An 18,876-nucleotide genomic window follows, 5' to 3' on the forward strand; every position below is an offset into this window, starting at 1 on the left:
CGCCCGGGCTCACCAGACGGTCAGCACCAGGTGGTTGACGACGAGTGCGGTCGCCGCGCCGGCGGCCAGCCAGCCCCGCCTGGCCGCCGCGGGCAGCAGTGCCGCCCCGGCGGGCAGCCAGACGGCGAAGGGCAGCCAGATCCGTTCCACCTCGGCCTTGCTCAGCCCAGACAGGTCGGCGGCCAGGATCGACAGCGCCGCCGCGGCGGGCAGCAGCACGTACGCCGCCCGGTCCCGCGGCAGCGCGACCGCGACCCGCCGCACGATGACCGCGGCGGCGGGGCCCGCCGACAGCAGCAGTGCCGCGAGGTTGGCGAAGACCCAGTAGCCGTACGCGCGTTCGGCGGCGATGCCCTGGTAGTAGCGCTGCACGACGAGGTGGTAGCCGTCGAGCCACCAGAACCCGGCCGCAGTGAACCAGGCCACCACCAGTGCCCCGCCGACCGCCGTCGCCACGAGCGCGGGAGCGGCGGCGCGCAGCCGCCCGCCTGGGGCCTGCGGCACGACCCCGGCACGCGACGCGGCCGCGAGGTGCGGCGCGGCGATGGACTGCCGGGTGGACACGGCGACGGCCACGATCGCGAGGACGATCGGAGCCATCAGCACCAGGCCGTAGGACAGGTGGCAGCCGAAGGCCAGCAGCGCGCCCGCGGCGAAGCCGCACAGCAGTGCGCCCACGGCGGCCCGCAGCGCGGTGCCCCCGTCGGCCCGCACGCGCCCGGCTGCGGTGAGCGCCAGCGCGAGCAGTGCGACGGCGGTGCTGGTCAGCCCGGTGAACAGCCCGTCGGCGGAGGCGCCGACCCACACCGCGCCGGGCAGCAGCACGAGGAATGGCACGGCCGTGCGGGCGGCGGCCTCCTGGCCCAGCGCGCGCAGCGTCACCGGCACCGCGACCGCGGCCAGCGCGCCGACGAGCACGCAGGCCAGCGCGGCCGCCCCGCCACCGCCCAGTCCGGCGCGGTCGAGCCAGACGAAGACGAGCAGCGCGCCGGGCGGGTGGCCGGAGACGTGGGTGGTCCAGGAGTCGGGCTGGTAGTCGAGGATGCGGCCGGTGAACTCCCTCAGCATCGTGGGGATGTCGATGACGCCGGGCACCTCGGTGAGGTATTCGGCCTGCGCGGTGAGCCGGCCGGCGAGCCCGCGCCGCCAACCGTCGATCATGGCGAGTGACAGCGTCCACAGCACGGTGGCCGCATAGGACGCGGCCAGCAGCCGTCGCCACGGCAGCGCCACGGCCAGGCGCGGTCCGTGCAGGACGACGGCGGCCGCGACCGCGAGCGCGAACGGCGTGCCGGGGCCGCCGTGCGGCTTCCAGAGCGCGTACAGGGGCGCGGCCTCGGCCTGCACGGGTACGCCGGTCAGGTTCAGCACCAGGCCGGCGGCGATCGAGCCGACGACGAGCGCAGCGGCCAGGGCCGTGGTGATCCGGTCGGCGCGCGGGAACGCCGCGGTGTCCGGCCGGGTCTCGGCCTGCGTGGCGAGCACCTCAGGCCCGCAGCGGGGCGTGGGCGAACTCGGCCAGCCCGGCCGCGAACGGCACCCGCGCGGTGAATCCGAGTTCGTCGCGGGCGCGCCGTGGGGAGGCCACCACGTGGCGGACGTCGCCGGCCCGGAACGCCCCGGTCACCACAGGAGCGGGCCCGTCCAGCGCGGCGGCGAGCGTGACCGCCATGTCGGCGACGGTGCGCGGGTCGCCGGAGGCGACGTTGTACGCCCGCAAGCCGGGCGCGCGGGCCGCGTCGAGCGAGTCCAGCGCGGCGACGTTCGCCGCAGCGACGTCGGTGACGTGGACGAAGTCGCGGCGCTGGTGGCCGTCCTCGTAGACGCGCGGGCTCTCGCCGCGCTCCAGCGCGGACCGGAAGATCGCGGCGACGCCGGAGTACGGGGTGTCGCGGGGCATGCCGGGCCCGTAGACGTTGTGATAGCGCAGTGCCACGGCGGTGCTGCCCGACTCGCGGGCCCAGGCGGCGGTGAGGTGCTCCTGGGCGAGCTTGGTCGCCGCGTAGACGCTGCGCGGGTCGATGCGGTCGTCCTCGTCGACGGTGCCCGGGACCAGTGGCGACGCGCAGTGCGGGCAGCGCGGTTCGAACTGCCCGACGGCCAGGTCGGCGAGCTCGCGCGGGGTCGGGCGGACGGGGCCGTGCGCGGCGCAGGAGTAGGCGCCCTCCCCGTACACCACCATGGAACTGGCCAGGACCAGCCGCGGCACCCGCAGGCGGGCCATCGCGGCCAGCAGCACGGCCGTGCCCAGGTCGTTGTTGGCGACGTAGTCGGGCAGGTCGGCGAGGTCGACGCCCATGCCGACCATGGCGGCCTGGTGCACGACGGCGGCCACTCCGGCGAGGGCGGACTCGACGGTGTCGCGGTCGCGTACGTCGCCGCGGCGGACTCCCACGCCCTCGACCTCGTCGACCTCGCTGCCGGGCTGGTGCGCGGCCGGGTGCAGGCAGTCCAGCACGGACACGTCGTGGCCCGCGGCGGCCAGCGCACGGGTCACATGGGAGCCGATGAAGCCCGCTCCGCCGGTGATGAGAACTCGCATGAACTCACAACCTAGGCGGGCCGCGGAGCGTCACGGTGCGACGTTTCCACTTTGTAAGGTCTTATCAGCGATTGGTAATAATTAGGACCGGTCGTCACCACTATGGTCGAGATCATGATTGATGTGGTGTTGCCGTGCCTGAACGAGGCGGCCGCCCTGCCCGCCGTGCTGTCCGGCCTACCTGGAGGGTATCGGGCGATCATCGCCGACAACGGGTCGACCGACGGCTCCGCGCAGGTCGCCCGGGCGCACGGCGCACTGGTCGTGACCGTGCCGCAGCGCGGCTTCGGCGCGGCGGCCCACGCCGGTCTGCTGGCCGCCACCTCCGCCGTGGTGTGCTTCGCCGACGCCGACGGCTCGTTCGACCTCGCACAGCTGCCGCGGGTCGCCGACCCGGTGCTGGGCGGCGCCGCCGACCTGATGCTGGGACGCCGCCGGCCGGGCAGCCGTGACGCGTGGCCCGCGCACGCCCGGCTGGCCAACGCCGTGCTGGCCTGGCGGATGCGCAGCAGCCTGCGGGTGCCCATCCACGACCTCGGCCCGATGCGCGCCGCGCGGCGCGAGCGGCTGCTCGCCCTCGACCTGCGGGACCGGCGCTTCGGCTACCCCCTGGAGATGATCGTCGCCGCGGCGCGGGCCGGCTGGCGGATCGCCGAGGTCGACGTCGACTACGCGCCCCGCGCCGAGGGAACCCGGTCCAAGGTCACCGGCACCGTGCTCGGCACCGCCCGCGCGGTGCGCGACATGTCGAAGGTGCTGGCCAGGTGAACGCGCAGTTCCTGGTCATCGCCAAGGCACCGGTGCCGGGCCGGGTCAAGACCCGGCTGTGCCCGCCCTGCAGCCCGCGGCAGGCCGCCGCCATCGCCGCGGCCGCGCTGGCCGACACCCTCGCCGTGGTGGACGCGACCTCGGCCCGGCGGCGGACGCTGGTCGTGGACGGCGACCACCCCGCGCCGCCCGGCTGGGCTGCCGTGCCGCAGCGCGGCGACGGCCTCGGCGAGCGACTGGCGTACGCCTTCGCCGACACCGCGCTGCCCGGCGTGCCGACGGCGCTGGTCGGCATGGACACCCCGCAGCTGTCCCCCGGGCTGCTGGCCTCGGCCGTGGACGCACTGGACACGGTGGACGCCGCGCTCGGCCCGGCGGTGGACGGTGGCTGGTGGATCCTCGCGCTGCGCGAACCCGCGCACGCGGCGGCGCTGGCCGGCGTGCCGATGTCCACCGCCGACACCGGTGCGCTGACCCTCGCCGCGCTGCACGGCCTCGGCCTGCGCACCGCCCGGCTGGCGACGCTGCGGGACGTCGACACCGCGGCGGACGCGCGGGCCGTCGCGGCCGAGCACCCGCACGGACGCTTCGCCGACGCCGTACGCGTACACCTGCCCGCTCCGCACGGTGCACTGCGATGACCAGCGCGCTGACCGTGTACGCGGGCGCGCTGCAGCGGGCCGCGCGCGGCGGCGACGGCGCGCTGCGCCTGGTCGACCCGGCGGGCACCCTGCTGCGCCACCTCGACACCGGCGCCTGGCACGGCGAGCCGACCCCCGGTGACAGCGGCCTGCTGGCCCGCTGCACCGGACCGACCCTCGACGTCGGCTGCGGCCCCGGCCGGCTCACCGCGGCCCTGGCCCGCAGCGGGGTGCCCGCGCTCGGCATCGACGTCAGCGCCGCCGCCGTCCGGCTGGCCCGGGCCCGCGGCGCGGACGCCGTGGTCCAGGACGTGTTCGCGCCGTTGCGTGACGGCCGCAGCTGGCGGCACGCGTTGCTGGCCGACGGCAACATCGGCATCGGCGGCGACCCCGCCCGGCTGCTGGCCCGCTGCTGCGAACTGCTGGCCCCGGGCGGCACGGTGCTCGCGGAGGTCGAGCCGCCCGGCTCTCCCGGCTGGCGGGGCCGGGTCGCGCTCACCGACGCTCGCCGCACCAGCGAACCGTTCCCCTGGGCCGTCGTCGGCGTCGACGATCTCGGACCGCTGGCCGAGCAGGCCGGGCTGCTGCCGGCCGAGTCCTGGACGGAGGACGAGCGATGGTTCGTGTGCCTGAGCCGCTGACCCGGCTGTATCCGTCACGGCTGTCCCGCCTGTTCACGTCCCGCCTGCGGTCACCCCAGTTGACCAGCCGGATCGGTCGGCTGCTCGGCGTCGCCGTCGCGGTGTGCTTCGTGACCGGCTACCTCAGCCACGCCATCCAGCACCCGCCCGGATGGTTCTACTGGCCTTCCCGGCCGGTGAACCTGTACCGGGTCACCCAGGGCCTGCACGTCGCGACGGGCCTGGCGATCGTCCCCCTGCTGGCGGCCAAGCTCTGGTCGGTCTACCCGAAGCTGTTCCGCTGGCCGCCGTTCCGCGACGCCGTGCACGCGATCGAACGGCTCAGCCTGTTCGTACTGGTCGCCGCGGCGCTGTTCCAGGTCACCACCGGCATCCTCAACATCGCGCTGTGGTACTCCCCGATGAGCTTCTTCTTCACCACCGCCCACTACTGGACGGCGTGGATCCTCGTCGGCGCGCTCGCGATCCACATCGGCGTCAAGCTGCCGGTCATCCGCCGCGCGCTGGGCGCACCGGACCGGGCCGCGCCGCAGACGGGCAGCCTGAGCAGACGCGGGCTGCTCACCGCCGTGGGCACGGCCATCGGGGTGATCACCGTGGCCACGATCGGGCAGACGCTGCGGCCGCTGGCCGGGCTGTCCGTGCTCGGGCCGCGCGACCCGCGGATCGGGCCGCAGGGGCTGCCGGTGAACCAGTCCGCGGTCGCCGCCGGGGTGACCGCGGCCGCGACCGATCCGGCGTACCGGCTGGAGGTGGTGGGGCCGGCGCGCACGCTGCGGTTGAGCCTGGCCGAGCTGGGCGCACTGGCGCAGCACACCGCGCAGCTGCCGATCACCTGCGTGGAGGGCTGGAGCGCGACCGCCACCTGGGGCGGCGTACGCGTCAGCGACCTGGTCGCGGCCGTCGGCGGCGCGCAGGGCGCGAGCGTGCGGGTCGAGTCGCTGGAGCAGGACAGCCTGTACCGCATCTCCACGCTCGCCCCGCCGCACGCCGCCGACCCGCTCACGCTGCTCGCGCTGCGCATCGGCGACCAGCCTCTCGATCTCGACCACGGTTACCCGGTCCGGCTCATCGCGCCCAACCGCCCGGGTGTCCTGCAGACCAAGTGGGTCGCCCGGATCGAGGTGGTGCAGCCGTGACCGCCCGTCCGGCGGACCGCTCCACCGTCTGGCTCCGGCGGGCACTCGTCGCCGTCGGTGTGCTGGCCGCCGCGTACGGCGTCGTCGGCGTGCTCACCGACCCGAGCGTGTCGCTGCCGAACTACTTCCGCTACACGCTCACCGTGCTGTTCGGCCACGACCTGCTGGTGCTGCCGCTGGCCATCGTGCTCGGCGCGGTGCTGACCCGGTGGCTGCCGGGCTGGGCGCGGCCGGTCGTGCAGGGGGCGCTGTTCGTCACCGCCGCGCTGACGGTCGTGGCACTGCCGCTGGTGCTCGGTTTCGGCCGCGTCGGGGACGAACCCTCGGCCCTGCCTCGCGACTATCCCCGCGGTTTCCTGCTCTGCCTCGCCGCGATCTGGCTGGCCACGGCCATCCTGCTCGTGCTGCGCGCCATCCGCCGCAGACCGTCCGATTCGACCATCCGGGAGCGCCCATGACCAGCACAGCCGACGTCGCCGTCATCGGCGGATCAGGCCTCTACAGCCTGCTCGACGGGGCCCGCGAGCACCGGGTCGACACCCCGTACGGGCCGCCGTCGGACGCGGTCACCGTCGGGCAGGTCGCCGGGCGGCGGGTCGCGTTCCTGCCCCGGCACGGCCGCGACCACCGCCACCCGCCGCACCTGATCCCCTACCGGGCCAACCTGTGGGCGCTGCGCTCGCTGGGCGTACGGCAGATCCTCGCCCCGTGCGCCGTCGGCGGCCTGCGCGCGGAACTCGGGGCGGGCTCGTTCGTGCTGCCCGACCAGCTCGTCGACCGCACCAGCGGCCGCGAGCGCTCCTACGTCGAGTCGGGCGCGGTGCACGTCAACTTCGCCGACCCGTACTGCCCCGCCGGGCGGCGGGCGGTGCGCGAGACGGCGGACGTCATCGGCATGCCGCTCAGCAGCGCGGGCACGGTCGTCGTCATCGACGGTCCGCGCTTTTCCACCCGTGCCGAGTCGCGCTGGTACGCCGCGGCGGGCGGCACGGTGATCAACATGACCGGGGCTCCGGAAGCCGCGCTCGCCCGCGAACTCGCCCTCTGCTACACCAGCATCGCCCTGGTGACCGACCTGGACGCGGGCGTCGACGGCGACCACGGCGTGACCCAGGAGGAGGTGTTCCGGGTGTTCAAGGACAACACCGAGCGGATGCGCGGCCTGCTGCTGGCCACGATCGCCAACCTGCCCGCCGAGCGCACCTGCCCCTGCGCCACGGCGCTCGACGGCATGCGACCGTCCTATCCGCTTCCCTGAGCGGCGGGGCACCCTGCTGGGTGCTCCGCCGCCGGTCCGGTCAGCCCGGCGGCGGGACGGTGGCCGAGGTCAGGCCGGTGTAGAAGCAGCCCGTGGTCGGCAGGCTGGTCGCGGCGGGCGGGGTCACCCCGTCGTAGAGCGCCAGCAGGTAATTCTGCGGGCACCGGCGGGTGCTGCCGGTGCGGATGCCGAAGTGCAGGTGCGGCCCGGTCGAGTTGCCGGTGTTGCCGGTGAGGCCGACCTGCTGTCCCGCCACGACGGTGGCGCCGTTGGCCACCGACCATGACGAGAAGTGGCAGTACGTGTAGATGTTGCCGTCGGCCCCGGTCAGGTTGACGCCGCGGCCGCACGAGCTGTCGTCGATGATCACCACGGTGCCGCCGCGGACCGCGTAGGCCGGGGTGCCCGTGCCGACGGGCAGATCGATGGCCGGGTAGTCGTGGTGCGGGTCGTCGTACTCGCTGCGCGGCAGCGCGCTCTTGGCCAGCGGCAGCGAGAACGCCGGTGCGCCGGTGGTCGACGTCAGCCGGATCGCGTCGGCGACGACGTAACCGGTGCCGTTGGTCCACCGGCTCACGCCGACCACGCTGCGGGTGCCCGCGGCCAGGCTGAACGTGCCGAGGCTGACCCAGCGACCGCCGTTGGCCCGCTGGTCGACCACGACCGTCTGGTTGCCGCCGCTGGCGGCGACGACGAACGGGGTGGCGTTGTTGTAGCCGGCGTCGGCCGGATACCAGACCTCGACCGTGTGCGGGCCGGCCGCCGCGATCGTGGCGGTGAACCAGGCCGCGTCGCTGGCCGTGGTGTCCGGGGTGGCGAAGCGGTAGTCGGCGCCGTATCGCTGCGCCGACCAGGCCGAGGTGCCCCAGTTGGCGCTGGCGGTGAACCCGCCGGCGGTGGCGTTGTCCACGATGGTCGTCGCCGCGGACGCCGGCCCGGCGGGGCCGAGCACGACGAGGGTGGCGGTGGCGAGCCCGGCGACAGCAGCGCGCAGGGCGAGGGGAAGTCTCACTATCTCTCCGTCAGGGGGTGTCGAGGAATGAGAGTGAAACTATTCAACCAACATCAATGCATTAGCGAAAGACTTCTACATAGATCACCTTGAAAGCGGGAGCGCCCTGTCCGACGCCGCGAGGACGGCGGCGGCGTCGGGACAGGGCGCGATGCCTCACAGGGCCGGATACAGCGGGTGCGCGGCGGTCAGCGCGGCGACCCTGGCCCGCAGGGCAGCCGCGGCCTCGTCGTCGAAGGACGGCAGCAGCGCCTGCGCGACGATGTCGGCGACCTCCGTGAAGTCGGCCTCGGTGAAACCGCGGGCGGCCAGCGCGGCGGTGCCGATACGCAGTCCGGAGGTGACCATCGGCGGCCGGGGGTCGCCCGGCACGGCGTTGCGGTTCACCGTGATGCCGACGCCGTGCAGCCGGTCCTCGGCCTGCCGCCCGTCCAGCTCGGACGCCCGCAGGTCGACCAGGACGAGGTGCACGTCCGTGCCGCCGGTCAGCACGGACACCCCGGCCGCGGCGACGTCGGGCGCGGACAGCCGCTGTGCCAGCAGTCGCGCGCCGTCGAGGGTGCGCCGTTGCCGTTGCGCGAACTCGGGGCTCGCGGCCATCTTGAAGCCGACCGCCTTGGCGGCGATGACGTGCTCCAGTGGGCCGCCCTGCTGGCCCGGGAACACCGCGCTGTTCACCTTCCGGGCGACTTCCTCGTCGTTGGTGAGCACCACTCCCCCGCGTGGGCCGCCCAGGGTCTTGTGCGTCGTGGTGGTGACCACGTCGGCGTGCGGCACCGGGTTCGGGTGCAGGCCCGCGGCGACCAGCCCGGCGAAGTGCGCCATGTCCACCATGAGCCGCGCGCCGACCAGATCGGCGATCTTGCGGAAGGCGGCGAAGTCCAGCTGCCGGGGGTACGCCGACCAGCCGGCGATGATCAATGCGGGCCGGTGTTCGAGCGCCAGCCGCTCCACCTCGGCGAGGTCGACCCGGCCGTCGTCAGCCGACACGTGGTACGCGACCGCCCGGTACAGCCGCCCGGAGAAGTTGATCCGCATGCCGTGGGTGAGGTGGCCGCCGTGCGCCAGGTCCAGCCCGAGAATGGTGTCGCCGGGCTCGATCAGCGCCATCATGGCCGCGGCGTTGGCCTGCGCGCCCGAGTGCGGCTGCACGTTGGCGTACGCCGCGCCGAACAGCGCCTTGACCCGCTCGATCGCCAACTGCTCCACCACGTCGACGTGCTCGCAGCCGCCGTAGTAGCGCCGCCCCGGGTAACCCTCGGCGTACTTGTTGGTCAGCACCGAGCCCTGCGCCTGCAGCACGGCCAGCGGCGCGAAGTTCTCGCTCGCGATCATCTCCAGGGTGTCGCGCTGCCGGCCCAGCTCGGCGCGCAGCGCCGCATGCACCTCGGGGTCGAACTCGGCCAGCGGGGAGTCCAGCGTCGTCACCGGTCGCCCTCCGCCCCGATGAGCGCGGCGTACTCCGCCGCGTCGAGCAGCTCCGCGGCGCCCGTCAGGCGCAGCCGGAACAGCCAGCCCTGCCCGTACGGGTCGGAGTTGACCAGGGACGGGTCGTCGGCGACGGCCGGGTTCACCGCGACGATCTCGCCGTCGGCCGGGGCGTACAGCTCGCTGACCGACTTCGTCGACTCGACCTCGCCGCACGGCTCGCCCGCCGTGACGGACGCGCCGACCGCGGGCAGCTCCAGGTAGACGATGTCGCCCAGCGCGTCGGCGGCGAACGCGGTGATGCCGACGGTCGGGACGTCCCCTGCCGACAGCCATTCGTGGTCGCGGGTGTAGTGCAGGTTCTCGGGCACGGTACTCACGGGAGGCTCCCTGGTCCGGGTGCCGCGCAGGCGGCACCGGTGGCGGTTGGCCTCCCCCTCTGTCATCGCTGCCTGAGAGCTTCACCGCGGATCACGGCTTGCACCTTGGGCGCAGGACGGAGTCGTCCTGACTTTCCAGAGTTCGCCTCGCCACGGCGGTACGTGGGCCTGAGAGATTCCGGGGAGAGTTGCTCCTTCGGCGGCCCGGACGCACCGGGCCTCTCCCGCCGTGGTTCGATCGGCGAGGTATGCAGTTGTCCGCCGTACCGTAAGCGCCGGTCCGGGCGGCGTCAAACCACGCCGCGTGCCGCCGGACTTCAGCGCCGCCTGGCGACGTAGACGGTGTTGGTGGACTCCCTGTCCTGCAGCGGGTTGGGGAAGCTGACGATCTCGGCCCGTACATCGCGGAACACCCCGGCCAGCCGCGCGGTGAACTGCTCGTCCGGCGGGTCGTTGGACCACAGCGCGAAGACGCCGCCGGGATGCAGGTGCTGGGCCAGCCGGCGCAGGCCTGCGGGCTCGTAGAAGCCGGCGTGGCTCGGGTGCAGCAGGTGGCTCGGCGAGTGGTCGATGTCGACGACGATCGCGTGGAACCGCCGGCCGGGACGGTGCGGGTCGAGCCCGTCCGGGGACGCGCAGCGGGCGAAGAAGTCGCCTTCGGCCAGACGGCAGCGCGGGTCGGCGGTCAGCGTCGTGCCCGCCGGGATCAGGCCCTGCTCGTGCCAGGCGATGACGTCGGACAACGCGTCGATCACCAGCAGCGAGTTCACTCGCTCGTCGGCCAGCACGGTCAGCGCCGTGTAACCGAGACCGAGCCCGCCGACGACCACGTCGAAGCCGGTGCCGTCCAGCTCGGCCAGGGCCAGGTCGGCGACGGCCTCCTCGGCGACGGTGAACAGACTCGACATGAGGAAGTCGTCGTCGAGCTTGACCTCGTAGACGTCGGTCTTGAACAGGGGATCCCAGCGGCGGCGCAGGCTGATCACGCCCATCGGCGTCTGCCGCCAGCCGAGTTCCTGCAGCCGTGCACCCATGCCGTCTCCGCCTCCGTCGGCCGCCGCCGTCCTGCTCGGGCGCGGCGTATCGGCGATCGTTCCAGGCTAGTCCACGAGCAGGGCGCGCCCGACCGGGCGCGCCCTGCCGAGCGGCGTCAGCCCGCCCGGTGCGCGGTGTACAGCAGGTACTCCCAGTCCATCGCGCCCCAGCCGAGGTCGTTGCGGCGGCCGAGTTCGGCCAACTCCTCGTCGAGGGCGGCGACCTTGTCCGGCTGGTCGGCGATGTTGCGGTACACCGCGATGGTCGGGCCGTAGCAGGCCTTGAAGAAGTCGCGGAACTCCTCGGCGGTGGCGAACCGGTCCACCCGGACCGCGCGGCGCTCGGTAGTGACGTCGGTGACCCGGTCGCCGAACAGCGCGGCGACGTGCTCCTCGCTGCCCCACAGCGGCGGCGGCTGCGCCCCGGGCGGCGGGGGCGCGGCATACGGCTTCATGACCGCGAACATCTGCCCGATGAAGCCCTGCGGCGTCCAGTTGGCCAGGGCGATGGTCCCGCCGGGACGGCACACCCGGACGAGTTCGTCGGCGGCGGCCTGGTGGTGCGGGGCGAACATGACGCCCACGCAGGACATCACGACGTCGAACTCGCCTGTGGCATAGGGCAGCGCCTCGGCGTCGGCCTGCTCCCAGCTCAGCTTCGCGCCGCGCTGCTCGGCGACCTGGCGACCGGCGTCGAACAGCTCCGGGGTCAGGTCGCTGGCGACGACGTCGGCCCCGGCCAGCGCGGCGGGAATGGCCGCGTTGCCGGACCCGGCGCCGACGTCGAGCACACGCAGGCCGGGTGCGGCGCCGCTCGCCTTCGCCAGCACGGTGCCGAGTTCGGGGATGACCTCGGCGGCGACCGCCGGGTAGTCACCCAGCGCCCACATCGCGCGGTGCTTGGTCTTCAGCGCGCGATCGGCGTCGGTCGGTGCGGTCATGGTGTTGCTCCTGTTCGGGTAGTGGTGACTCCACGCTAGAAAGGTGACCGATGTCCGACCAGTACAGGATCTGTACCGGGCCGAGCCCTTACGGTTCCGGCATGGGAGCCTCTTACCGCCAGTTCTGCCCGGTCGCCAAGGCCATGGAGTTGCTCGACGAGCGCTGGACGCTGCTGGTCGTCCGGGAGCTCGTGGCGGGTAGCCGACACTTCAACGAGCTGCGCCGCGGGCTGCCGCGCATGTCGCCGACACTGCTGTCCAAGCGCCTGCAGCAGCTGGTCGCGGCCGGGGTCGTCGAGCGGCGGCCGACGGACACCGAGGTGCAGTATCTGCTGACCCAGGCCGGGCGGGAGCTGGAGCCGATCGTGGTGGCGCTGGGCGCATGGGGCGTGCGCTGGATCGGCGAACTCGGCGACCAGGATCTCGACCCGAAACTGCTGCTGTGGGACATGCGCCGACACGTCGACCGCGCGGCGGCGCCGGGCGGTCGCACGGTGATCCGGTTCGCCTTCCATGACGTGGCCCGCCCGCTGCGGGACTGGTGGCTGGTGATCACGCCGGAGGACGTCGACGTCTGCGACGACGATCCGGGGCACGAGGTCGCGGTGACGGTGACGGCGAGCCTGCGCGGGCTGATCCGGGTCTGGCTCGGCGAGCTGTCCTGGTCCGACGGCCTGCGCCGCGGCGAGCTGGCGATCGAGGGCCCGCAGGTGCTGCGCCGGGCGGTGCCGTCGTGGTTCCGGACGAACGTGTTCGCCAGCGTGCCGCGCCCGGAACCGGTTCCGGAACCCGCGGGTGTGCGAGCCTGACCCGGATCGCTGGTCCCGCGGACCTTTCCCCAGGTCATAGCGGACTTCTGCGCTTCGGACGGGCGGGGCCGCACACGCCGGTCGCCCGTGAACCCGCGCAACCATGATCACACACTACCCTTAAGTCCGGCATAAGCGGGCAAAAGGTCGGAGCGGTCATGGTACGAGCGGGGCTGCGCGCCTTCGTCGCGGCATGCCTGCTCGCGCTGGCCGCGTGCGGAGACGCATCCGGCCCGGTCCCGCAGCGCACCGGCCCTGCCGACCTGCAGGTCCTCATCGGCTCCTCCGGCGCGGCCGAGACGAAGGCCGTCACCGAGGCCGCCGCGGCATGGGCGGCGACCAGCGGCAACGCGGTGACCGTCATCCCCGCCCAGGACCTCGACCAGCAACTCGGGCAGGCGTTCGCGGGCTCGTCACCGCCGGACGTGTTCTACGTCGACGCGGCCCGGTTCGCCGACTTCGCCAGCGTCGGCGCGCTCGAACCATACGCCGACGGGCTGCCCTCGGCGGGCGACTTCTATCCCACGCTGCGGCAGGCGTTCACCTACCAGGGCCGGTTCTACTGCGCGCCCAAGGACTTCGCGACCCTGGCCCTGCAGGTCAACGAGGACCTGTGGGCGCAGGCCGGGCTCACGGCCGCCGACGTGCCCCGCGACTGGGCGCAGCTGACGGCGGTCGCCGAGCGCATCGCGGCCAAAGGCATCACGCCGCTGGTCCTCGGCGACACGGTGGAGCGGATCGGGGCGTTCCTGGTGCAGGCGGGCGGCTGGCTGATCAGCCCCGACGGGTCCCGGGTCACGGCCGACACCCCCGAAAACCTCACCGCGCTGCAGTACGTGCAGCAGTTGCTGCGGACGCGGCTCGCCCGCTATCCGAGCGCGCTGGACACGGGCTGGGCCGGGGAGGCGTTCGGCCGGGGCCTGGCCGCGATGACGGTCGAAGGCAACTGGATCAGGGGTGCGCTGGCCGGGGACTACCCCGGCGTCCGGTACACCGTGCACGAGCTGCCGACCGGGCCCGCCGGGGAGGGCACACTGTCGTTCACGACCTGCTGGGGCATCTCCGCCCGGACTCCGTACCGCGCTCAGGCCGTCGCGTTCGTGGAGGCGATGACGGCCGTCGACCAGCAGCTCGCCTTCGCCTCCGCGTACGGTGTGATGCCCTCGGTCACCACCGCCCGCGAGCGCTACCTGCAGGCCTTCCCCGCCGACCGGGCGTTCCTGGACGGCGCGGACCACGCCCAGGGCCCGGTCAACGCCCCGAAGATGGGCAACGTCCTGTCCGACTTCGACACCCAGCTGCAGCGCCTGGCCGTCGCCGATCCGCAGGCGATCCTCCGGCGGCTGCAGCGCAACATGACGGTGGCGCTGCGTGACTGAACCCGTCGTGCGCCGCCGCAGCGGCATCCGGGGCAACGAGGCCACCGCCGGATGGCTGTTCGTCGCGCCCGCGGTGCTGATCCTGGGCCTGTTCCTGGTGCTGCCGATCGGCATGGCGCTGTGGGTCAGCGTGAGCGGCTGGAACGGGCAGGGCAGCCCCTTCGCGCCGGGCGTGCCGTTCGTCGGCGCCCAGAACTACGCCGACCTGTTCCTCGCCGAGGGGCTGACCCGCGAGAACTTCATGATCAGCATTCGCAACAACCTGTACTACGTGGCCGTCGCGGTCCCCGCGCAGACGCTGCTGGCGCTCGCCCTGGCCCTGGTCGTCAACCAGCGCTTCCTGAAGGGCACGTCCTTCTTCCGCACCGCGTTCTACTTCCCGTCGGTCACCAGCTCGGTCGCGATCAGCGTGGTGTTCCTGTTCCTGTTCGCCAACTCCGGCGCGGTCAACGCCCTGCTCGCCATGGTCGGCATCAGCGGCCCGGCCTGGTTCGCCGACCCGCGCGGGCTGCTGCACCTCGTGCTCGACGGGCTCGGCCTGGTCGACGTCGACAACCCGCCCGCCGCGCTCACCGGTGGCGGTCCGTTCGGACTGTCCTGGTGGGAGTGGCTGGCCGGGCCCAGCGTCGCCATGTCCACGATCATCATGCTGGTCGTCTGGACCACCAGCGGCACCTTCATGCTGATCTTCCTCGCGGCGCTGCAGGACGTGCCGGTGCAGGTCGAGGAGGCGAGCCTGATCGACGGGGCGAACGCCTGGCAGCGGCTGCGCCACGTCACCCTGCCGATGCTCAAGCCCGCCCTGTTCCTGGTGATCACCCTGGGCCTGATCGGCACCTGGCAGGTCTTCGACCAGATCTACGTGATGAGCCAGGGCAAGCCCGCCAACACCACGCTCACCCCCGCCTACCTGTCCTACCGCACCGCGTTCACCGACTTCGAGTACGGCGTCGGCGCTGCGATCTCCTTCGTGCTGTTCCTGATCATCGTGGTGATGACGCTGGTCCAGCGCTGGGTCATGCGCGACCGCGATGAGGTCCGGCCCCGCCGCCGGTGGTGGCCGCGCCGCGGGAGCACCTCGTGACCGCGCCGGGCCGGCCCGCTCGCCGCGGCGGGTTCCGTACGCTGCTGGGCACGTTCCTCGGCTACGCCGTGCTCGTCTTCTTCGCGCTGGTGTTCCTGTACCCGTTCGTGATCCAGACCGCCAACTCGTTCAAGACCGAGGCAGACGCGGCCGCGCACCCGCTGTCGCCGGTCCCCGATCCGTTCACCACGGCGGCGTTCACGAAGATCTTCGACAGCACCGCGTTCCCGCTGTGGATCGGCAACTCGACCCTGGTGACCCTGCTCATCACGGTCGGGCGGGTGTTCCTGGACTCGCTGGCCGGATACGCCCTGGCCCGGCTCAGCTTCCGGGGCCGGGGCGCGGTCACCGCCATGATCGTGGCGGTGATGGCGGTGCCGGGCGTCGTGCTGCTGATCCCGAAGTTCCTGGTGCTCAACCAGCTCGGCATCTACAACACGTACACCGCGCTCGTGCTGCCGCTGCTGGTCGACGCCGCCGGGGTGTTCATCATGCGGCAGTTCTTCCTGTCCGTGCCGACGAGTCTGGAGGAGGCGGCCCGGATGGACGGCGCGGGCGTGTTCCGGACCTACTGGTCGATCATCCTGCCGATGGCCCGGCCTGCGCTGATCACCCTGACCATCCTGTCGTTCCAGGCGTCCTGGAACGAGTTCCCGCACACCGTGGTCGCGGTGCAGAGCCCGCAGCTGTTCACCCTGCCCCGCGGCATCGCGAACCTGGTCAGCGGCTCGCTCGGCGCGGGCACACAGTATCCGCTGAAACTCGGCGCAGCCCTGCTGGCCACCATCCCCGTCGCGATCATCTTCGTGATCTTCCAGCGTTACTTCGTCCGCGGCGCAGCCGAAGGCGCCAGCAAGGAGTGAAACCGTCGGGCAGCGGCGCCATCGATGCGACGATCAGCGTGGGGATTCGGCATCCCAGGGGTCCGGGGTATACCCGGTTGAGCGTGTTTTCTCAGCCACGCAGCCATTGATGTAGTACAAGACCCAGGGATCGCTCTCGCTCTGCCGAATCTCGCGCAGTACGGGGTGCAGATGGGCGAGGCCGAATCTGCTGACTATCACCACGCCATGGAAACGAAGGAGAGGGTCAGGGTCGCCGAGAAGTCGCCTGGCGGCCTGGTCCAGCAACTTCTTCGCCGCCTTCTCATCGCCGGACCAGGCGAAGTCACTGCCGAGGACGTACGCCGCGTTGCGGGCCCGTTCGAGGTCGTCACTGGCCAGTTCCGGACGGATGTCGTCGAAGGTGAGTTTGCGCAGCTCGGCCAGCGCGGCGAGTCCTGGCGGGTCGCACGAGCGGGCATACTTCGCGACCTCGTCTGCGGCCGCCTCTGCTGAGTCCGGCCGGTGACGAAGGTCGTGTCGCTGCCAGGTCAGCTCGTACAGCAAGGCGGCCCGTGTCGTCGGGTCGGGATCCATGGCCACGGCCTGCCCGATTGCCGTCAAGGCGACTTCGCTGACCGCCGGCAGGTCCAGCAGGGACCGACCGGCGCGACGACGCCGTTCGGGTGACAGGTCATCGGCGAGCACGGCGAGCAGATCAGGCTCTTCCAGCGGCAGCCGCTCGCCGAACCAGCCCGTGTCGTAACCGGCGACGACTTCATCGAGCCACCGCTCGTACCAGGCCAGGAAGTCGGCGTCCTCGACGACGTACGGGCCGACCGGTCCATCGCAGTCGAGGTTGATCAGGCGTCCCCGCGCCGGCCCCGTCACGACCAGACGGGTGACGAGGGAGCATCCGTGCCCGGTGACTTTCAGGGTGCCGCGTAGGAAGTCGCGGTCGGGGCCCGGAGGGTCCTCGTGGCGCTGTTCCCAGTCATCGACGTAACGGGGCCCGGGCAGGTACGGGCTGGCTTGCGCCAGGTGTCCCGGGCGGGTGCAGGTGGTCCCGCACATGTCTGCGAGGCGGTTAAGCCCGGTGCCGGGCCCGGCGCCGCCATCGCCCAGTTCGGTGATGAACGACCGGTACGCCGACGGCAGCGTCACCTCGTGGCGGTCCTCGAAGTCCGCCACCGCAGCCTCGGGCAACGGCGGCCTGAGCACGAGTTTGTGCGCCGCGACCCCGAAGGCTCTGCTCAGTTCCGGCGTGGCGCGCGCCGCCGCGAGCTTGGCGGCGATGCGCCCGAACCGATCGCCCTTGTCGTCAGACACCGGCCGAGTCTACGAACACCTCTCGGAAACGAAGGCCTCGGCTCTGTCCATTTTCCGGGACGGATCAGTCAAACAGGAGCTGGGATCCAGCCTGCGTAACGACAACGGCGGCCCGCACGCGCTGCAGCGTGGAGCTACAGTCCCCGCGTGATCACGTTTCCTGTCGACGACGTCACGCCCGCCGCTGAGCCGCTGCCCACCGCGCCGGTGGGCGGGCTGTTCCCGGATGCGCTAGCGTTCGGCGGCGACCCCGCCCGGCCGGTGCTGGCGCCCGACGGAGTGCACCCGCTGCTCAGCGCGATCGCCCATGCATTCATCGACCACCGTCCGCTGGTGCTGTCCCCCGACGCGGTCTGGCTGACCATCGCCGCAGGCATCGCCCAGCACATGCGGCTACACGCCGACGAACTGCGCCCGCAACTGGTCCGCCACCCCGGGCGCAAGATCGCCAACGTAGTTCATGACGGGCCGATACCGGCCGACGCGGACTCCTGGCAGCATCTCGTCGAGCAGTGGAGCAAGCTGCTCGACGGCGAGATCGCCGACGCGGCCCTGTTCGCGTGCGACTTCTCCACCAGTACGGAGGTCGAACGCACCGCCGGGCGGGTCGTACTGCTCGACGCGTACTCCCCGCGCTTCGTCTATTGGCTGACCTGCGTCTGCGGCATCCCGTCGATCACCTTGACCGGCACCGTCGAGGACTGGCAGTTGATCCGCGATCGGGTCGACGTGATCGCCGGATACGGGTTGGAGAACTGGTGCCGCTCGCTGCGACCGATCCTCGACCAGTTCGTGGGCGCCGCGTCCGGCGACGTCGACACGGCGTTCTGGCAGGCCGTCTACAACCCCGTCTACGCGTACGGCGGCGACGTCATCACCGGCTGGGCCACCCGCTTCTACCCGTACCTGGCGGGCCACGCGCCGAACCCGATGTTGGACCTGCCCATCGACGAGCCGCGCGGCCGCCCCGGAGGCGGTTACGACGGCCCCGGCATCACCAGCCGCATCGTGCCGGCTGCGATGTCGCACGTGACCATCCGGGTCAACGACCGGGTCACCGGCGACAACCGCGCGGTCGCCCTGCACGCGGGGCTGGTCGGTGTCGCCCAGGACGCCGACGGCGCGCTGAGCCCGGTCGCCGGTTGGTACCTCACTCCGGCGACCATCAAGATCGACGACGTGATCGACCGCATGGTCCGCGATCACGAAACGACCCCGCCAGCAGAGATCAACAGGGAGACCACCGACCCCGAGATCCTCGCGCTGTACAGCCGCATCGGCTCCGCGTCCCTGTTCGGCGGCGCGTGGCGGCTGCTACCCGCGGTCGACACCTGGTGGCGGCTGAACGTAAACGAGATTGCCCGGGTGGGAGACGGCGACGTATATCTGCTGAGAATGATCGACCTGGCCGACGGCCGTTGCATCGCGGCGGCGCTCGACCTCGGGCAGAGCGCCGCCGTGGCGTGGGTGTGCTGCCGGGTAACCGCGCCGCCGGACGGCGACGGCCTGGCGGCCCCGGCCCGCGCCCTGCTCGACGACCCCGCCGATGTCCCCGTGTACGGCAGCTCGCTGGCCATCCTGTTGGAGGCTGCGCTGGACAACGGCGGCGACATCTCGCACCTGGAAGTCGGCCGGCTCAGCGGGTTCGCCCGCGGCGGCGACTAGCGTGT

The 18,876-nt window shown here is 72.6% G+C and carries 19 protein-coding genes and 2 riboswitches; of the genes, 11 read left to right on the forward strand and 8 right to left on the reverse strand.

What is annotated here, in order from left to right; translation table 11 throughout:
• Positions 1 to 9 precede the first annotated feature (9 nt).
• Entirely contained in the window at positions 10 to 1,485 is a 1,476-nt protein-coding gene (locus tag F9C41_RS03880) for a hypothetical protein (RefSeq protein ID WP_155385163.1), read from the reverse strand.
• Between the two features lies 1 nt (position 1,486).
• The gene (locus F9C41_RS03885) at positions 1,487 to 2,542 is read right to left on the reverse strand and encodes an NAD-dependent epimerase/dehydratase family protein (RefSeq protein ID WP_155385164.1); all 1,056 of its coding nucleotides are present in this window, start codon (positions 2,540 to 2,542) and stop codon (positions 1,487 to 1,489) included.
• Between the two features lie 114 nt (positions 2,543 to 2,656).
• Between F9C41_RS03885 and F9C41_RS03890 the strand changes: the two genes are divergently transcribed.
• The 6 genes from F9C41_RS03890 to F9C41_RS03915 are packed head-to-tail and all read left to right on the forward strand — an operon-like array spanning position 2,657 to position 6,989.
• Positions 2,657 to 3,310 (forward strand): glycosyltransferase family 2 protein, encoded by a 654-nt coding sequence (locus tag F9C41_RS03890; protein ID WP_155385165.1) that lies wholly within the window; start codon positions 2,657 to 2,659, stop codon positions 3,308 to 3,310.
• Positions 3,307 to 3,951, forward strand: a complete 645-nt coding sequence (locus tag F9C41_RS03895; RefSeq protein ID WP_155385166.1) for a TIGR04282 family arsenosugar biosynthesis glycosyltransferase — start codon at positions 3,307 to 3,309, stop codon at positions 3,949 to 3,951. The genes F9C41_RS03890 and F9C41_RS03895 overlap by 4 nt, the downstream gene beginning before the upstream one ends.
• A complete protein-coding gene (locus F9C41_RS03900) occupies positions 3,948 to 4,592 on the forward strand; it encodes a class I SAM-dependent methyltransferase (RefSeq protein WP_155385167.1) in 645 nt (214 codons plus the stop codon). The genes F9C41_RS03895 and F9C41_RS03900 overlap by 4 nt, the downstream gene beginning before the upstream one ends.
• Positions 4,568 to 5,731 (forward strand): molybdopterin-dependent oxidoreductase, encoded by a 1,164-nt coding sequence (locus tag F9C41_RS03905; protein ID WP_155385168.1) that lies wholly within the window; start codon positions 4,568 to 4,570, stop codon positions 5,729 to 5,731. Before F9C41_RS03900 ends, F9C41_RS03905 begins: the two co-directional genes overlap by 25 nt.
• On the forward strand, positions 5,728 to 6,189 hold the full coding sequence (locus F9C41_RS03910; protein ID WP_155385169.1) for a hypothetical protein: 462 nt from the start codon (positions 5,728 to 5,730) through the stop codon (positions 6,187 to 6,189). Before F9C41_RS03905 ends, F9C41_RS03910 begins: the two co-directional genes overlap by 4 nt.
• Positions 6,186 to 6,989 (forward strand): S-methyl-5'-thioadenosine phosphorylase, encoded by an 804-nt coding sequence (locus F9C41_RS03915; protein ID WP_155385170.1) that lies wholly within the window; start codon positions 6,186 to 6,188, stop codon positions 6,987 to 6,989. The genes F9C41_RS03910 and F9C41_RS03915 overlap by 4 nt, the downstream gene beginning before the upstream one ends.
• 40 nt (positions 6,990 to 7,029) lie before the next feature.
• Here the strand turns inward: F9C41_RS03915 and F9C41_RS03920 are convergent, their stop codons facing one another.
• From F9C41_RS03920 to F9C41_RS03940, 5 genes are all read right to left on the reverse strand, one after another.
• Positions 7,030 to 8,001, reverse strand: coding sequence for a golvesin C-terminal-like domain-containing protein (locus F9C41_RS03920; protein ID WP_155385171.1), 972 nt, complete (start codon positions 7,999 to 8,001; stop codon positions 7,030 to 7,032).
• Positions 8,002 to 8,157: 156 nt separating this feature from the next.
• A complete protein-coding gene (gene glyA, locus F9C41_RS03925; RefSeq protein ID WP_155385172.1) occupies positions 8,158 to 9,429 on the reverse strand; it encodes a serine hydroxymethyltransferase in 1,272 nt (423 codons plus the stop codon).
• Positions 9,426 to 9,809, reverse strand: a complete 384-nt coding sequence (gene gcvH / locus F9C41_RS03930) for a glycine cleavage system protein GcvH (protein ID WP_155385173.1) — start codon at positions 9,807 to 9,809, stop codon at positions 9,426 to 9,428. The genes glyA and gcvH overlap by 4 nt, the downstream gene beginning before the upstream one ends.
• Before the next feature lie 57 nt (positions 9,810 to 9,866).
• Positions 9,867 to 9,950, reverse strand: a riboswitch (glycine riboswitch).
• Between the two features lie 5 nt (positions 9,951 to 9,955).
• Positions 9,956 to 10,046, reverse strand: a riboswitch (glycine riboswitch).
• An 80-nt stretch (positions 10,047 to 10,126) separates the two neighbouring features.
• Positions 10,127 to 10,843 carry a spermidine synthase gene (locus tag F9C41_RS03935; protein ID WP_155385174.1) on the reverse strand — a complete coding sequence of 239 codons (717 nt, stop codon included), beginning with the start codon at positions 10,841 to 10,843 and terminating at the stop codon, positions 10,127 to 10,129.
• Between the two features lie 116 nt (positions 10,844 to 10,959).
• Entirely contained in the window at positions 10,960 to 11,784 is an 825-nt protein-coding gene (locus F9C41_RS03940) for a class I SAM-dependent methyltransferase (RefSeq protein ID WP_155385175.1), read from the reverse strand.
• Positions 11,785 to 11,885: 101 nt separating this feature from the next.
• On the opposite strand from F9C41_RS03940, the gene F9C41_RS03945 reads away from it, so the two are divergent.
• The 4 genes from F9C41_RS03945 to F9C41_RS03960 all read left to right on the forward strand — a co-directional run bounded on the left by F9C41_RS03945 (position 11,886) and on the right by F9C41_RS03960 (position 15,919).
• Positions 11,886 to 12,593, forward strand: a complete 708-nt coding sequence (locus F9C41_RS03945; protein ID WP_155385176.1) for a winged helix-turn-helix transcriptional regulator — start codon at positions 11,886 to 11,888, stop codon at positions 12,591 to 12,593.
• A 158-nt stretch (positions 12,594 to 12,751) separates the two neighbouring features.
• Complete coding sequence (locus F9C41_RS03950; RefSeq protein ID WP_155385177.1) at positions 12,752 to 13,972, forward strand: sugar ABC transporter substrate-binding protein; 1,221 nt, start codon at positions 12,752 to 12,754, stop codon at positions 13,970 to 13,972.
• The gene (locus F9C41_RS03955; protein WP_155385178.1) at positions 13,965 to 15,056 is read left to right on the forward strand and encodes a carbohydrate ABC transporter permease; all 1,092 of its coding nucleotides are present in this window, start codon (positions 13,965 to 13,967) and stop codon (positions 15,054 to 15,056) included. Before F9C41_RS03950 ends, F9C41_RS03955 begins: the two co-directional genes overlap by 8 nt.
• Complete coding sequence (locus F9C41_RS03960) at positions 15,053 to 15,919, forward strand: carbohydrate ABC transporter permease (protein WP_196279608.1); 867 nt, start codon at positions 15,053 to 15,055, stop codon at positions 15,917 to 15,919. Before F9C41_RS03955 ends, F9C41_RS03960 begins: the two co-directional genes overlap by 4 nt.
• Before the next feature lie 33 nt (positions 15,920 to 15,952).
• On the opposite strand, the gene F9C41_RS03965 is transcribed toward F9C41_RS03960, so the two are convergent.
• On the reverse strand, positions 15,953 to 17,206 hold the full coding sequence (locus F9C41_RS03965) for a hypothetical protein (protein WP_155385180.1): 1,254 nt from the start codon (positions 17,204 to 17,206) through the stop codon (positions 15,953 to 15,955).
• Between the two features lie 147 nt (positions 17,207 to 17,353).
• On the opposite strand from F9C41_RS03965, the gene F9C41_RS03970 reads away from it, so the two are divergent.
• Positions 17,354 to 18,871, forward strand: coding sequence for a DUF4419 domain-containing protein (locus F9C41_RS03970; protein WP_155385181.1), 1,518 nt, complete (start codon positions 17,354 to 17,356; stop codon positions 18,869 to 18,871).
• The last annotated feature ends 5 nt before the right edge of the window (positions 18,872 to 18,876 follow it).

Origin of the sequence: Catellatospora paridis (genome assembly GCF_009720365.1) — a bacterium.
Taxonomy (GTDB): Bacteria; Actinomycetota; Actinomycetes; order Mycobacteriales; family Micromonosporaceae; genus Catellatospora; species Catellatospora paridis.